Below are 15,142 nucleotides of genomic sequence, written 5' to 3'. Positions count from 1 at the left end.
TTAAAGTGACTATTCCTGATAGTAGTGACCACACTGTGATAGGTCGGAGCTAATTTCGAAACCGTGCAACGGGCTATAACCAGAAAGAAACTACTCGCAATCAGAGACCATGACACGAACACGATGGAATCAGTACACGACCTGTTACTACCGGTCTCGTAGTGATACTGCCGGACGGTGGCCACTGAAGGACGTTCACCGGGCCGGAACAACGGATGCTCACGATAGCCGGCAGTACGAGCAGGGACCGCTGTGGCAGCAACGACCGCCGAGCGACCGGATAGCCACAACGGACAGTCCCGGGCGGGGTGATGCCAAGCGATGACGAGCGATTTGCAGCGTGATCTGGGCCTCCCAGCGACGACGGCGATCGCGATCGGTGCGATGGTCGGGAGCGGCATCTTTATTCTCCCTGGGATCGCGTATGCGTCGGCCGGCCCGGCAGTGGTCGTCGCCTATCTGGTCGCAGGATTGCTCGTGTTGCCGGCAGCGTTGTCGGCGTCGGAGATGGCGACGGCGATGCCGGAAGACGGCGGCTCGTACGTCTACGTCGAGCGGGGGATGGGACCGTTACTCGGGACGATCGCTGGTATCGGGAACTGGTTCATGCTCTCGTTTAAGGGCGCACTCGCGTTGATCGGTGGCATCCCGTATCTCGTCTACGTCGCACCTGGACTCGCGGAGTACATCCTCCCGATCGCACTCGGTCTGGCGCTGCTGTTTACGATCCTGAACGTCGTCAGCACGAAAAGCACCGGGAGCCTTCAGTTCGTGATCGTGGGCGTGATGGTGCTGGCAATGGGGTACTTCGTAGTCGGCGGCGTTCCAGATGTGACGCCGTCACAGACTGCTGGTTCGTTCGATCTCGCGTCCGAGGGAATCCTCGCGGCGACGGGGCTGGTGTTCGTCTCCTACGCCGGGGTGATCAAGGTCGCTGCGGTCGCCGAAGAGGTCAAAGACCCCGGAACGACGATTCCGCGAGCGATGATCGGTTCGCTGCTGGTAACGACCGCCCTCTACGTGCTGATCGTCTACGTCGCCATCGGTGTCGCACCCGACCTCTCGCCCGGTGGCGGGTTCGTTCCCGAGGGTGGTGAAGAGGTCGCGTCGATCGCGTACGCGGCCGAGGCTGCCCTGGGCGAGTTTGGTGCGGTGATAATCGTTATCGCGGCGCTGCTAGCACTGGCATCGACGGCGAATGCAGGCCTGCTGTCGGCCTCGCGATTCCCGTTCGCGATGGCCCGCGACGGCCTCGTTCCCGAACGATTCGAACACCTTCACGACCGATTCAAGACCCCCGCATTCGCGGTCGCCGTCACTGGCGGCGTGATGATGGTGATGATCGCGACGCTGCCGATCGAACAGGTCGCGAAGTTCGGGTCGGCGTTCCAGATCCTCGTGTTCATCCTCGTGAATCTGGCCGTCGTCGGCTTCCGTGAGGGAGCTGTCGACGACTACGATCCCGAGTTCGTCGCGCCGCTGTATCCCTGGACCCAACTCGTCGGGATGGCCGGCGGCGTGATCGTCCTCACGCAGATGGGAACGATGCCGTTTCTCGGCGCAGTCGCCATCACGCTCGTCTCGGTCGCCTGGTACGTTGGCTACGCCCGACCACGGATCGGCCGGGAAGGCGCAGCACGGGCCGGCGCTCGAGAGAACGTCAGCCGAAGTGCGCTCGACCGAACGCGAGAACTGTTCGAGTCGGAGGCGGAGTACGACGTTCTCGTGGCGATTACCGATAATACGTCTCCCGATGCCAGACGTGATCTGCTTCGGATGGCGACCGACATGGGACGGCTCCGGTCGACGACGGTTTCGGTCGTGGAGTTCGTCGATGTCCCCCATCGGATGTTCGACGGCGATCACGCCGACGTGTTCGCGGACGATCCGCCCGAGTGGCTTCCCTCCGGCGGCGAGACCCCGTCGTGGTTCCCCGAGGATCACGACGTCCATCGACCGGCACGCACGTCCGGCGGAGCCACGGACCACGACCGGCGACCGGTGACGGACACGCGTATCGAGTACCGGGAGATCGACAGCGAAGATCACAACCGGGCGACCGTCGACTTCGCTACCTACGGAAACTACGATCTGATCGTTGCCGAACGCGACCGGGCACAGTTCCACCAGCGGCTGTTCGGTGGTGGTACCGACTGGCTACTCGAGAACGCACCCTGTGACGTGCTGCTGGTCGACGACGACGGCTTCGACGGCGCGGGAGAGATCGCCGTCGTCGCCAACCGCGGGGCCTACGATCCGCTGAAGCTACTGTTCGCCGACGCGGTCGCCGAGGAGACTGGTGCCGATATCAATCTCCTGCAGGCGATTTCTTCGGACGCTCCGAAGACCCATCGAGAGACGATCGAGCAGTATCACGAGGAACTGATCTCCATACTGACGGTACCGGCCCGGTCGACCGTCATCGAGACCGACGACGAGACCGCTGGCCTGGCTCGATTCGTCGGCGATGCCGACCTGCTCGTAACTGGCATCGACCGCACCGGAGTGAGCGCACGGCTCCTCGGGCGGCCGGGTAACCGACTCGTCGAACGCGTCGACACGACTGCCGTCATGGTCCAGACCCACGACGGCCGCCGTCCCGGCCTCCTCCAGCGGCTGTTGATGAACCACCTGTTCAACTGACTACCACCGTCTCCCTTGTGGGTTCTCTGCCACGGTCCGAATTGATATCTGACTCAGCCTGAAGGTAACAGTTCGTATGCCTCCTGCATAATCCCCTATCGAACGGCAATTACAGGCAGCACAGTGAGCAAAGCTCCGGTTTAGATAGTCGGACCAGAACAAACAATCAGCCCCCGACGATACTACTATTCATGGGGGATTCTAACGAGACAGTTGAGGTCAGCCTGCGAGAGGAGAACAGAAACCCGAAACCGAGTATCGTAACTACCGAAGCGATTGCAACGTTTGAAGAGGTTGAACCAGAATCTCTTCCAATGACTCGTGGTATTAGATTATACGACCACATTGATCCTGAGGCCCTCGATAAACTAGTTTCCGGCGATGTGGACGTTTCTATTTGCTTCGGTATTGAAGGTTATCAGGTGAAAATAACAAACTCCAAATTAACAGTCGAGGAGGCTTAAGGTTCGTAACTGATTGATGAGTAGTTCGTAGATGTAGTGAACGGGTAGATCGGTCTCGGGAGAGCGATAGGAACGCGATGCAAGTCTTTCTACAACACCCTCGTCCGCCTCATCAACTATCCTTCGTTCGCAGGTAGTGCAGGTGGCGGTTGCAGTCGGCGTACCCGGAACCCGAGTCGATCAGGCGGTTCGTCCCGGTGGAACGAGGAGGACGTTCCCGTCTGCGTTCGCGATGACCGATTCGGAGACGCTCCCAAGCAGCAGTCGCCGGAGCCGACTCCTGCCACGCGAGCCGAGCAACGTCGTCGTCGGTTCGTACTCGGTCTCGGCCGCGAGGATTTCGTCTACGGGATCACCGTATCGAACGTCCGTGGTGGCGTCGACACCCCACTCCTCGAGTCGATCAGCCAGCTCGGTGAGTCGCTGCTCGGGACCGTTGTCCCCGTCGGGACCTGGACTGGTTTCCGTCTGGACGTGGACGAGCGTCGCCTCCTGGGTCGCATAGCGGAGATAGGAGAACGCCTCGAAGGCGCGGTCTGCGTTCTCGGAGAAGTCCGTCACGTACAGCGTTCGTTCGAACAGATGTTTCTCGACGAGTTGTGGATCATCGACCCCGCGTTCGATTCGATTGACGAGCAACGGCACGACCGTCGTCCGTGCGAGGTTCCGCGTCGTCGAGCCGATGAGTCGGTTCTCGAGTGGACTCTTCCCACGTGACCCGACGATCGACAGGTCGGCCCCGATCGATTCCGCGATGCCGTTGATCCGACGATAGGGTGTCCCACGGACGACGTGGGTTTCGACACCGAGTCCGGCCGCTTCGATCTCCTGTTGATAGCGCTCGAGTGTTCGTCGCCGCCGCTTCAGGTGATCGATTCCGGGCGTTCCGGCGTGGACGTTGTCCGGGACGGCCGTGACGAGGTGGAGTTCATCGATGCCGATTCGGCCGAGACAGTCGAGACACGTTTCGGTTTCGATCGCGGCTTCACCGGCTGCAGACAGATCTGTCGCATAGATCGCCCTCATATGCACAAGTTCGAGGCCCTCTCCATCTATTTCTGCTGGTTCCATTATCTAAAGCGATCGGCCCCGAGACGAGATACAACCAATATTTTCTGCTACCGGACTCGTCGCTTGCTGCGGGTCGAAAATCGTCCCAGTCGATTCCTTTAGGTGTCGCGACGACCAATCCGTAAACGGGATGATCACCACCGTCACGGCTGCCGACCAGCCGGACCGACCGTCACGAGCGACGCCGAATTGGATCAAGGCAGTTCGGCGGGCCGGCTGTCCAGGACGATGAGGACCGATCGTCTTCGCGAGTTCACCTTCACGCTGACGTACGACGAAGGCGAAGACCCGGTGGCAGACGTGTTCCACAGCCACCCGAATCTCGAGGCACTGACGATCGACGTCACGACCGGTCGGACATCGTTCGTGCGACTCGTCCAGCTCAGGGGCCCACCGGACGTGGCCGACCGCCTTCAGACGATCCTCGAGGACCGTGACTATCTCCCCCGAGCGATCGGGACGGATCGGTGTTGTGGAACGAGTACATCTTATCGCCTCGAGTGTGCGCCGAGACAGCGACTGATATACGCCTACGTCGAAGACGTCTGTGATTGTCAGTCAGTCTACAATATCGTCTCGGAACACCTCCAGCGGGGAACGATCATCGAACGGCGACAACACGATGGTCGGGAACGGTGGCGGCTCTTGATGCGGTCCGACGAAGCAGTCGGTGAGCTGTTCGAACACATCGAAACGGCCTGCAGGGACGGCGTCACTGTCGAGGCTGGACAGCTCGGGGAAGCGACCGAGTGGCACGGAGACGCGTTCGTCGACGACGAACTGACCGGATCGCAACGAGAGGCAGTCTCACAGGCGGCTGCACGCGGGTACTACGAACGGCCCCGTGAAGTTACGGTCGCGGAGCTTTCGGCCGAACTCGACGTCCCGAAGTCGACGCTCTCCTATCGACTCCGGATGGCCGAGTCGAAACTCGTCAAGCGATATCTGGGCCGATATACTGATCCCGAGAGCGTCGGCGGTCCGGGGAACTGACGGCGTCTTCGCGACCACACATGGAGCGGGTGCCGAACCTCTATTGGAGTCATCGTAGCTGCCCCAGCAAGTAGACAGACCGCGAAGGACGGCCTATGGAGTTTCGCCACCAACGCTTTCGAACGACCTGCCCTGGTCTCGTATGTGAGCAGTGTCGTCACGTCCTCGTACATATCCCAACACGGTTGTTAAAATTCGCGACTTATATTTGTGGTTTGGCTATCGAAAGCTCGATTCACTTCAACAATTGGCGTAGTTTGACCATCGAAACTTGGATATAGACGAAGAATTGCTTACCCGGCTGAACCCCCTACTCACGCATATCGGGTGACACCATATGCACGCTAGCCAACCGACGTCGGCAACCGACGCCGTACTTGCGGTTTTGACGACCGAAATCTGGCCGATACTGGCGTTTCTCACGCCAGAACTAGCCAGTCGAATCCAGTTCGGCTGGACGATTACGATCCACATTATCTTCGCTGCACTCTCGGTCGGACTCGCACCGTTTCTCGTCTATTTCACCGTCCAGGAAGTTCGGACTGGGGAGCAACGATACGCGCGTCTCAGGAAGTTTTGGACGAAGATTTTCGCGATCGGGTTCATTATGGGGACCGTCACCGGCATCCCGATGGGCTTTATGTTCGGGACGAACTTCGGGGCGTTCTCGAAGACCGCCGGGGAACTCATCGGCGGCCCGCTTTCCTTCGAGGCCAAGATGGCGTTCATGATGGAGGCCGTCTTCCTCGGCGTGTTGCTGTTCGGTCGTGAACGCGTTTCCGGCTGGTTCTACGCACTCTCGTCGTTCATGGTCGCACTTGGAGCGTGGCTCTCGGCGTTCTGGATCCTCGTCGTCAACTCCTGGATGCAGACACCCCAGGGGTACGAGGTCGTGATGGAAGATGGCATCCCGATCGCCCAGCTTACCGATCCGATGGCGGCGTTTTTCAATCCTCGCTTCCCCTGGATGTACGTTCACATGCAAAACGCCGCGGTCATCTCGGTGACGCTGCTGATCGCGGGAATGGCTGCCTACTTCGTCTGGAAGAACCGTGACAGCGACGTCTGGAAGACGGCCCTTCGAGCGACCGTCGTCGTCTTGCTCGTGACGTCGGCGTTCCAGGCCGTCCACGGGGACATGTACGGCCGCCACGTCGCCGAAACTCAGCCACACAAGTTCGCGGCGATGGAGGCCCACTACGAGACCGGACAGGCCGATCTCCACCTGATCGCGATTCCAACCGAACTCGAGTCGATTACCGACCCGCGGGCGGACAACCTCTATACGATCAGTATCCCACAACTGGCGTCGTTCCTGGCGGAAGGTGATCCGACCGCCGAGATCACCGGACTCAACGACTTCGAGTACGAGTCACCGCCTGTCGCGTGGGTGTTCTGGTCGTTCCGGATCATGGTCGGACTCGGCTTCTGGTTCATCGCGCTCGGGGCCTGGGGAACCTACCGACTCTGGCGCGGCGGTCTCGCCGACGATGATCGGCTCCTGAAGGCGCTGATGGTCTCGTCGCCACTAGGATTCGTCGCCCTGATCACCGGCTGGTACGTCGCCGAGATCGGTCGCCAGCCCTGGATCATCCAGGACGTGCTTACGACCGCGGAGGGTGTCTCGCCGCCAGTCTCCGGGACCGAGGCGACGCTGACACTGATCGCGTTCGTGATCGGCTACGTACTGCTGTTCGGCGTCTTCCTGCACGTCCTGAGACGGATTATCGACGAGGAAGCGTCCCGCCACGAGGTCGGAATCGAAGAGGACGAGCAGCCCGACTCGCCGGGGGTGATCGCCGATGACTGAGATCTTCTCCGACTCGGCGTACATGATCGAGTCGTTGCCGGAGGTGTGGTTCGGACTGGTCGTCTTCGCGCTCGGCGTGTATCTCCTGCTGGACGGCTTCGACTTCGGGCTTGGCATCCTGTTCGCCGAGGCCGACGAGTCGGATCGAGAAGTACTGCTCGCGGCTTTCGGCCCGCTGTGGAAAGCCAACGAAGTCTGGCTCGTTCTGTTCGGGACGGTGCTGTTTGCCGGCTTTCCCGCAGTCTACGCCAACATCCTGTCGCGTCACTATCTGCTGGTCTTTGCGATATTGTTTGCCCTTTCCCTGCGCGGACTGGGATCGAAACTCCGGGAGGAACGCGACGACGAGGAGTGGATCCGCTTCTGGAATGTCTGTTTCGTCGCCGGGAGCGTCGCCTCGCCCTTCTTACTCGGCGTATTCGTCGCGAGTTGGGTGCTCGGCGAGCCGTCAGCGATTGCGATCGGACCGCTCGTCGTCGGGGCGACAGTCGTCGCGCTCTCGATCGTTCTCGGTGCAGCGTTTCTCGGCGTCAAGACGCGGGGAAAACTCCGTGATCACGTCACGCAACGTGGGCGTCAGGCCACGGGGGTGTACGTCGGAATGTTCGTACTGACGGCGATCACGCTGTTCGTCCGGTATCCCGGCTTACACGACGTGTTGCTGTCGGCGTCGACCGCGGGGATCGTCGTCGCCACGATCGCATCCGCGATCGGCTCCGTCCTCGCCGCGTCCCGCGAACGCTACCACGGGACGTTTCTCGGAGCGGCGGGACTCGCAGCTGCGTTTGTTGTCTTCGTTGGAACCCTGCTTTACCCCGCGATCGATCCCGCAGCCGGGCTGTCGATCCGTGACGCCGTCGTCTCTCCACTCCCACTCAACATGACGACCATCTTTGCAGCCATCTTCTTGCCGATCATCGTCGGTTACTTCCTGTTTCTCTACTCCCTGTTTAGCGGACCGGCGACGCCCGAACAGAGTTACAGCTGACCCGATTCGAACCCGATCGAATCCGCGTTCGGACGAAAAACGGTTCGTAGCCGTCTCGGAGCTCCGGGAGACATTCGTCGAACACGTCCGTGCATGAACCGATAGTTTCTTTTTCAACAGCTTCTCTGAGGACGATCGTAACGGGTGTCAGCTGTATAGAGGTTTGTAGAATTTGAGATCCCGAAGTTGTGGTGCTACGACCCTCATTTTATATAGCGCTATAGGATTTAGCCTCTCGTCTTGCGGGAGCTCTCTTCGGAGTTCACAGATCCGCCAAATGCGTCAGTTAACGCCTCTCTCATCACCGTTCGTCGTCGTTTTCGGGCCTGTTCTTCCCCCAGGTAGTTCTCTACGACGACCCGCGGATCAGCACTCCCTTGCTCTTCGGCGACGTGTTCGACCTGGGCAGCGAGCGCCTGGACCGCATCGAGGTACGTTCGATACCAGAATCGACGGCCGTGCTGAGGCGTAGGAATTTCACCGCGAACGACCACGCCAGCCTCTCGAGCCAGACGCTTGAATCGATTCGTAACGGTATCCGGGGAGATGTGACCGGTTCGAGACGCCCTCGAAGGGAAGAGGTATCCACCCCAGCTATCCCGCTCGCTCAGGGAACGAAGTCGACACTCGAGATCTGTAACGCCGTACTGGAGGGTCACCGAGCCCGGGCCGTTCTTGCGGCCGTCGCCGAAGACGACCCGCGGATCGTCATCGGAGAGGACGAACTGGTCGTGATGGAGTGAAGCGACTTCGCCGCGTCGAAGCCCCCACGCACACGTTGCCAGGACGAGCAATCGGTCTTCGAGGTCCTCACAGGTACTGACGATCGATCGAACCTGGGCGGTCTCGAGCGCCGGTGGATCCCGGTTAGCCCGCTCAGGAGTGGCTCTCGTCCACTTTTCGTACACCGAGTCGCGGAAGTTCGCGACCGGGTTGTAAACTGCGACGTTTCGGACCGTCCGTAAGTACGTATAAAAGTCGTTGACGTCGCTGAGGTGGTGGAGTTTCGACTCTGGGCTATCGAGTTGTCGATCGAGTTCGTCGAAGACGGCCATCGATCGTCCGTTCTCCTCCGGTGCCGTATCACGGGTTCGCGTGCGGTCAACGAACTCCGCACGCCCGTGTAATCGTCGGTACAATCGGGCAAAGCGGGCGAGACGCGTTCGCTTGGAACGAACCGTGTGCTCGCTGAGCCCTCGCCGTCGACGAGCGGTTCGGAGAAAGCCCTCGAGTTCGTCGATCGTCGTGGCGTCCTCGATTTCCCACTGGTACTCGTCGTTAGACTCTGTACTGGAGTATCCGACGCTCTCGAGAAATTCACCGAGCGTCATCCCGTGGTGACGACGAAGTGCGTCCTGAATCCCGCCGTAACCGACTTCGAGGAGGTCCTGATACGTCGGACGTCGCTCGAGATCGTGGCCGTTTCGCCGAAGCGCCGGTTCGATCTCGACGTTCCAGAACGTTCGGAGCTCCTCGAGGGACTTGTGTGACCATCGAATTCGGTCGGAGCTCACGGTCTCACCTGCTCGAGGGCGGTGACAGTCGTTCGACTGAGTGCGAATACGCTCGTTTTCACGAGTTTCAGTATTCGTGACAGTGACTAAAACCTATCGTGTATTCTGTTGTCCCACGCAGACAACGGAAATACACCGGTGAGACACGTCTTGGCCCACAACAGAAATAAATGATATAACGCTATATCAAATTCGGTCCCCCTACTGGCACAACTTCGGGATCTCAAATTCTACAAATCACCATACAGCTGACACCCGTTACGATCGTCCTCAGAGAAGCTGTTTGAAAAAGAAACTATTCTTCGTCTTCCGAGGCAACAGCGCTCATAGCGTCCATTCCTTGCTGAATTGGATGCTCTTCGTAGAGGTCCTCGCTTCGCAGAAACCCATCTGAGAGGATGTTATCTTCCATACCGCTCTCGTAGATAATCCTCCAGCCGTGACCTGCTTCGTAGGTCACGGCTGTCACCCAGTCGTAGCCAATGAACATTGCAGTGTCCATAACCATCCCGTGTTCTGGGTCAAATTTCGTCGTCTGAGGCATTATTGACTGGATGCTCTCGTGTCGTTCGAGTGAGTCACGCTCAGTATCCTTGAGTGGGCGGTCTGGAAGCGATTCAACAAGGGATCCATCTTGAGCCATACTCCAAGTAGCTCTTGGCGCGTAAATAACCGTTCGGCGTGGGTCCAAATGTGGTACCCTAATGGGGAATCTCTCCTTCGGTTTCAGTATCTGGACTGACTGTTAATGGCATCAAACATCACTCCTGCAGTTGACGACGATGCCCCCGCTTTGGCGGGGGCGATCGTCATCCACGCCAAGAAAGTCTGTGAAACAGCTGATCATCTTTGGCGTGTACTTGGAGACGTCTCGATTCCCGTGGATGGACTAACAGACACTCGACAACAGCACAAAGTCTCGTTCGGAACCGAGTCAATGGCACGAGTCTACATCTACCAGACGATCTACGACCTCGCCCAAAGCGAGGTCGCAGATCGGCTTGAGAACCGTCCAGCACTGCTGAAACAGCTAGGGTTGAACAGGGTGCCGACTCAGCAGAATCTCTCATACGCTTGGAACCAATTCAGCGAGCAGACCAAGACCACGCTTGAGGCCGCTGCGAAGGGAATAGCTCGTGAAGCCCGTGATCACGACGTTATTTCGGAGGCACTCATTCCAATTAACCTGGATGAAAAGGAAGCGAACAACGATAAATCCGATTCAACAGTGTCTCGCGAACACGTGCGCGAGCACGGGAGTAAGGTCGTCGAACTCGCTCGCCGACACGGCTTCGCCGAGTTCGACTCCGATAGAGCTGACAACAGGGTCTGGATGAACAGATCCTTGATCTGTTCTCCAACGCGTGCCTCACGCAGGGGAGTGCTCACTTAGAAGGAGAAGCTGGCTGGTTCCTTGAGGAGAACGAGATCTGTGACGACTCGACGTTTCTCCGAGTAATCAAGCAGTTTGCGACGCCATCCGACGAGGAAGTAACGCGCTCCGTTCAGGAGTTGCAGATCGAGGATATCGTCGCGTTCACTGAACTGTACCGAGAGGCTGTGATGGCCTCGTTCAACGCGGCGACCGAAAATATCCTCGAGACGATTCGTCACGAAGATCCCTTCGACGACCGCCACGTCGTGGCGGCCGTCGACTTCACACACGTTCCCTACCACGTCTGGCCGTGGATCGACAAGGACGAGAAAATCCCGAAAGCAGAGTATCCGCCGATGGTCAGCGGGTACAAAGAAGACGGTGAAATCAAGCACGGGTATACGTTCGCGACGATCACGATCGTCGGGAACGATGTCCCAATCATCCTGGGTATCGAGCCAGTCAAGGAACGCTCTGCGTGGGAACCAGAAGATGCGCCAGCCGATTCGAAGGCGGATGTGGTTGACGTACTGCTGGACAGAGTGACCAGCGAAACAGCTGAACCCCTTGATCAACGGCAACTCGATACTCAAGCGAAACACGGCTGAACGAGCCCTGGGATAGGGTCAGAACATACGCAGACCACTCCAGCCCAGCAGTACGTCGATCTCGACGAAGTGCTCCTAGACCGGGGATTCTACAGTAACGAGGTGTACGCAACGATTCACGACCGCGGGCTTGTGTACCTGACACCAGTGCCGAAGTACGAAGACGATTACGAGGCGATCGGGAAAATCAAGAGCAAAGAAGGAGTTGACGCCGCTGTCAAGAACGATGTTCCGTTCGCCATTGATGGCGAACTCCACCACACCGCAGAGTTCCTGTACGTACCTGCGACTGATGAGGAAGCTGAAGGAAGCTATGCCGTGTTCGTGACCAACCGTGATCACGTCGCCCCCGAAGAAATCATGCACGTCACCAACAGCTACAGCCGACGCTGGGATATCGAAAATCAGTACAAATCGGTGAAAGCGTTTCTTCCCAAGACGTCCTCGAAGGACTACCGTGTTCGGTTGTTCAGCTTCACGTTCGCAGCATTGTTGTACAATCTCTGGAGGCTTACCGATTACTTGGTGAAGCTCAGAACAGACCGCGAGATCAGGTCGCCGCCGGTCGTGACCGCCAGGACATTCGTCCGGGCGGTCAGTCAATCTCTCCGGCAAGGTGGCTAAGCGGAAAGCACTCGGTGTCGCTCGCCTGCGGCAAGCCGCAGGACTCGCATTCTATCTCCTAAATCGCGTGTTGGACGCTGCTCGGCACATCTTACCTAGCGAACCAAGGATTGCGACATAGGATTCGAGAGAGTTCTACTCGGATTTTATTTGATTCCTCCGAAGCTCGTTTGTAGACGCTCTACATCCCAGAAACGTGTACTGGAAACACTCCAACAACGAGTACAACTTCGTTCCACTAGCAAAACCCCAAAGCGCCTGAACAGATCGCTCTCGCAGCCGATCCTAAGCCTAGACGGTCTCGCCACGAAGCGTGAGTGGATCACGACCACGGCGGCTCGAGATGTCGGTCGACGCACTCCACGCTGGGCGAACCCCTCGAACAGGCCACAGTAGTGCGCCCCGCTATCAACTCGCCGGGGACACGAGAACATCGTATTCGGCGAGACGTGACGACTTCTAAGAGGGACATCCCGGTTCTCGACCGCGCTCTGGACCTCGGTCCGAACGCTAGCAATTGCAATACGGATTCGACGACCGAAAGGGGGAGTATACGTCCCACGTCCGCGTGGGCTCTTCGGCTCGATTTCGGCCGAGTGCCGTTATCGTCGACCCTCGAGCGTCACACGTGGTCCCTGGGGGGCTCCCAGTGAAACGATCCGGCGATCAATTCCTGTCGGTCACCAGCCTCGGCTCGGACGTCCCCACGACGGCCGGTCCGAAACCGCGGTGGGCCGAGTCGTGTACCTTCGGCCGATGTCCTTCAGCCCCGATCGCTACGGAGCGCCGTGTGTCCGCCAGGGACAGGGCGTGGACCCACGAGAGACTACGAACATATTATATCTAAAATTTTCGGATCGAATAGAACAGACAGCTCGTGTTCGGCTCGTTACGGTTGCTTCCAATCGAGGTTCGCCGAAACGGTTCGACGAGTGCGCCTCCAATCTCGGTTACTCCGCGCGTTTTCGCGTCTCGTAAATCTGGTCGGCTACTTCGTCGATATGGTCGAGAGCCACCTTCAAAATCGCGTCGTGGACTTCACGGGTTTCGTCGTCTCGAATCCCCATCCGTCGAAGCTCCGGCGTGACGGTAATTCCCAACTCGTCCTCGAGTTGATCCCACGTTTCACCGCGCGCGTAGAGAGGTTTTTGTCGAACGTCATCGTACTCGAACGCTGGTCCGGATTCTGACGGCGGTTCGGGTTCCGGCTCCGTCTGTGGTTCGGGATCGGTGTTGGCTGGTACCGAACCCGCAGGTTCCGACGCCGGCCGACCGGTCTCGGCCCCGTTTCCGTCGCCCTCCACGCCAGATTCAGTTGCCGTCTCACCGTCGTCGCCGAGGTCGTCGAACGGGTTATCGCTCATCGGCTGATCCCCCCATTCGAGACGATCTCCGCGAGTTCGCGGTAACAGTCGATCTGGTCGCTCTCCGGTGCGTAGTCCTGTAACGGTTGGTTGTGCTGGAGCGACCGGGAGAGTGCAGATCGGTGGCGAATCCCCGGCTTCGGTGCCTGCATCTCACCGTCGTCGATCCGATCGAACTCCTCGCCCGTGATGCGTGCGAACTCGGGAACGACCTCCTGGAGTGGCTGACCGTCGTTTACCTCGTAGGTCGCCGTGTTGAGATTCTCGAGGAGTTCGCGGTCTTCGGTCCGGTGGTCGATCCGATCGGAGAGTTTGTTCGGCACCACCGCGAGAACGTCGACATCGATGTACTCGCGTGCAGGTTCGATCAGCCGTTCCATCGTTCGTTTGTATCCGCCGATCGCACTCGAGCCGGGTTCGATCGGGATGATGACGTTCCCGGTGGCGACGAGTGCGTTGTTGTTGAGCATCCCCGGATACGCCGGGCAGTCGAACACGATGTAGTCGTAGCGATCACCCAACAGCGGGTCGACGATGTTCGACTTGACGCGAGCCGACCCCTGCATGGCCCCCGCGAGATCTTTCTCGACGTCCTCGAGCGTATCGGACGACGGGAGGAGATCGAACTCGTACTCGGTCTCTCGAATGAGATCCCCCGGCGTCGCGTCACCGTCGAGGAGTACGTCACCGAGGTTGATGTCACTCTGGTAAGCCTCCTGATAGCCAAGTCCGTTCGTCGCGTGACCGTTCGGGTCGAGGTCCGCAAACAGGGTCCTCCCCCGCTCGGCGAGCTGTCGCGCGAGGTTCATCGACGTCGTTGACTTCCCGACTCCGCCTTTCAGAATGACCACGCTTACCGCCCGTGGTGCGTTCGTCGTTCCCATTGTATCACGTTGCCCGGTATACCTCAGGCACCTATTGTGCCCTGAGTGTCTGTTTCGACGGACATTCTCCACACGCATCGTCTCGTACTTAATTCTACCGTAGGTAGCTCCCACAGGTGGACCAAGTCCCCTAGATAAAATAGTAGTAATAGGTGGCTAAGGCTAATTAGGTGCACCACCTGAGCCAGGTTTCTCACCTGAGTCAGATGTTTTACCTGAGTCAAATTGTTCAGCTGGTTCAGCTGAATCACCTTTCCCATGCTATTTACCTGGTTTGGGTAACTTACCCAAGCTAGCTAAACCACCCCGGACAGTTAGAGTCGGCACACCAGGTGAGCGAGATTGTTGGTGTGAGGGGGCTACAGTGCTAGAACCTGCTGAGCTGGACAGCGGAGATGCGTTAGACACCGAAGGTATCTCACCCACCGAAGCTAATTGATCTGCTAAATCTCTCGCTTCTCGAGTAGCCGGTGCAGGTAGTGACCTCACTTCGGTTAGTTGCAGTCGACCGGCTCGCCCAGCGAAGTCAACGTAGTGAAAAACAGAATCAACCGATCGAACGACTTGTAGATCGTGCTGTAATCCGGCAGTTCGTCCTGATCTAGGCCAAGTACGTCACGAACCTCAGACATGTACTTTAGCTGGTTCGGCGTTTCACGGTAGCTATGGCCCTCTTCGAGCCGAAAACAGTGCAAAACGACGTGTACCCAGCGGGCGAACCCGCCGCGAGTGGTTGGCGCTATGTTTGAATCTGCAGGGTGCGTATAGACTCTGATGAAGACAACCCGTCGGACTGAAATGGTG

The 15,142-nt window shown here is 58.6% G+C and carries 10 protein-coding genes and 3 pseudogenes; 7 read left to right on the top strand and 6 right to left on the bottom strand.

Annotation, left to right across the window (positions count from 1 at the left end; all coding sequences use genetic code 11):
- The first annotated feature begins 321 nt into the window (after positions 1-321).
- Complete coding sequence (locus FYC77_RS19225) at positions 322-2,643, top strand: amino acid permease (RefSeq protein WP_149083111.1); 2,322 nt, start codon at positions 322-324, stop codon at positions 2,641-2,643.
- A 191-nt stretch (positions 2,644-2,834) separates the two neighbouring features.
- The gene (locus FYC77_RS19220) at positions 2,835-3,107 is read left to right on the top strand and encodes a HalOD1 output domain-containing protein (protein ID WP_149083110.1); all 273 of its coding nucleotides are present in this window, start codon (positions 2,835-2,837) and stop codon (positions 3,105-3,107) included.
- A 180-nt stretch (positions 3,108-3,287) separates the two neighbouring features.
- Here the strand turns inward: FYC77_RS19220 and FYC77_RS19215 are convergent, their stop codons facing one another.
- A complete protein-coding gene (locus FYC77_RS19215) occupies positions 3,288-4,133 on the bottom strand; it encodes a universal stress protein (RefSeq protein ID WP_149083109.1) in 846 nt (281 codons plus the stop codon).
- A gap of 273 nt (positions 4,134-4,406) precedes the next feature.
- On the opposite strand from FYC77_RS19215, the gene FYC77_RS19210 reads away from it, so the two are divergent.
- From FYC77_RS19210 to FYC77_RS19200, 3 genes are all read left to right on the top strand, one after another.
- Positions 4,407-5,171, top strand: a complete 765-nt coding sequence (locus FYC77_RS19210; RefSeq protein ID WP_149083108.1) for a helix-turn-helix domain-containing protein — start codon at positions 4,407-4,409, stop codon at positions 5,169-5,171.
- A gap of 337 nt (positions 5,172-5,508) precedes the next feature.
- Positions 5,509-6,981 carry a cytochrome ubiquinol oxidase subunit I gene (locus tag FYC77_RS19205; RefSeq protein WP_149083107.1) on the top strand — a complete coding sequence of 491 codons (1,473 nt, stop codon included), beginning with the start codon at positions 5,509-5,511 and terminating at the stop codon, positions 6,979-6,981.
- Positions 6,974-7,969 carry a cytochrome d ubiquinol oxidase subunit II gene (locus tag FYC77_RS19200; protein ID WP_149083106.1) on the top strand — a complete coding sequence of 332 codons (996 nt, stop codon included), beginning with the start codon at positions 6,974-6,976 and terminating at the stop codon, positions 7,967-7,969. The genes FYC77_RS19205 and FYC77_RS19200 overlap by 8 nt, the downstream gene beginning before the upstream one ends.
- A gap of 227 nt (positions 7,970-8,196) precedes the next feature.
- Here the strand turns inward: FYC77_RS19200 and FYC77_RS19195 are convergent, their stop codons facing one another.
- Positions 8,197-9,483, bottom strand: a complete 1,287-nt coding sequence (locus FYC77_RS19195; protein ID WP_149083105.1) for a tyrosine-type recombinase/integrase — start codon at positions 9,481-9,483, stop codon at positions 8,197-8,199.
- Between the two features lie 295 nt (positions 9,484-9,778).
- Positions 9,779-10,126 (bottom strand): hypothetical protein, encoded by a 348-nt coding sequence (locus tag FYC77_RS19190; RefSeq protein WP_238387045.1) that lies wholly within the window; start codon positions 10,124-10,126, stop codon positions 9,779-9,781.
- 105 nt (positions 10,127-10,231) lie between these two features.
- Between FYC77_RS19190 and FYC77_RS21120 the strand changes: the two are divergent.
- Together FYC77_RS21120 and FYC77_RS21115 are read left to right on the top strand one after the other, a co-directional pair.
- Positions 10,232-11,400 (top strand): annotated as a pseudogene (locus FYC77_RS21120) (ISNCY family transposase); the annotation flags it as partial.
- A gap of 105 nt (positions 11,401-11,505) precedes the next feature.
- A pseudogene (locus FYC77_RS21115) lies at positions 11,506-12,090 on the top strand (transposase); the annotation flags it as partial.
- A gap of 950 nt (positions 12,091-13,040) precedes the next feature.
- On the opposite strand, the gene FYC77_RS19180 reads toward FYC77_RS21115, so the two are convergent.
- The 3 genes and pseudogenes from FYC77_RS19180 to FYC77_RS19170 all read right to left on the bottom strand — a co-directional run.
- Positions 13,041-13,454 carry a hypothetical protein gene (locus FYC77_RS19180; RefSeq protein WP_149083104.1) on the bottom strand — a complete coding sequence of 138 codons (414 nt, stop codon included), beginning with the start codon at positions 13,452-13,454 and terminating at the stop codon, positions 13,041-13,043.
- Positions 13,451-14,338 (bottom strand): ParA family protein, encoded by an 888-nt coding sequence (locus FYC77_RS19175; protein WP_202911873.1) that lies wholly within the window; start codon positions 14,336-14,338, stop codon positions 13,451-13,453. The genes FYC77_RS19180 and FYC77_RS19175 overlap by 4 nt, the downstream gene beginning before the upstream one ends.
- A 548-nt stretch (positions 14,339-14,886) precedes the next feature.
- Positions 14,887-15,063 (bottom strand): annotated as a pseudogene (locus FYC77_RS19170) (IS5/IS1182 family transposase); the annotation flags it as partial.
- Positions 15,064-15,142 lie beyond the last annotated feature (79 nt).

This window comes from Natrialba swarupiae (assembly GCF_008245225.1).
Classification (GTDB): domain Archaea; phylum Halobacteriota; class Halobacteria; order Halobacteriales; family Natrialbaceae; genus Natrarchaeobius; species Natrarchaeobius swarupiae.
The sequence above is the reverse complement of the archived record's forward strand: the minus strand, read 5'-3'. Positions and strand labels throughout refer to the sequence as shown.

Bases quoted from the DNA above. Each gene is read 5' to 3' on its own strand.
- FYC77_RS19225 (WP_149083111.1), top strand. From the start codon at position 322: ATGACGAGCGATTTGCAGCGTGATCTGGGCCTCCCAGCGACGACGGCG.
- FYC77_RS19220 (WP_149083110.1), top strand. From the start codon at position 2,835: ATGGGGGATTCTAACGAGACAGTTGAGGTCAGCCTGCGAGAGGAGAAC.
- FYC77_RS19215 (WP_149083109.1), bottom strand. From the start codon at position 4,133: ATGAGGGCGATCTATGCGACAGATCTGTCTGCAGCCGGTGAAGCCGCG.
- FYC77_RS19210 (WP_149083108.1), top strand. From the start codon at position 4,407: ATGAGGACCGATCGTCTTCGCGAGTTCACCTTCACGCTGACGTACGAC.
- FYC77_RS19205 (WP_149083107.1), top strand. From the start codon at position 5,509: ATGCACGCTAGCCAACCGACGTCGGCAACCGACGCCGTACTTGCGGTT.
- FYC77_RS19200 (WP_149083106.1), top strand. From the start codon at position 6,974: ATGACTGAGATCTTCTCCGACTCGGCGTACATGATCGAGTCGTTGCCG.
- FYC77_RS19190 (WP_238387045.1), bottom strand. From the start codon at position 10,126: ATGGCTCAAGATGGATCCCTTGTTGAATCGCTTCCAGACCGCCCACTC.
- FYC77_RS19180 (WP_149083104.1), bottom strand. From the start codon at position 13,454: ATGAGCGATAACCCGTTCGACGACCTCGGCGACGACGGTGAGACGGCA.
- FYC77_RS19175 (WP_202911873.1), bottom strand. From the start codon at position 14,338: ATGGGAACGACGAACGCACCACGGGCGGTAAGCGTGGTCATTCTGAAA.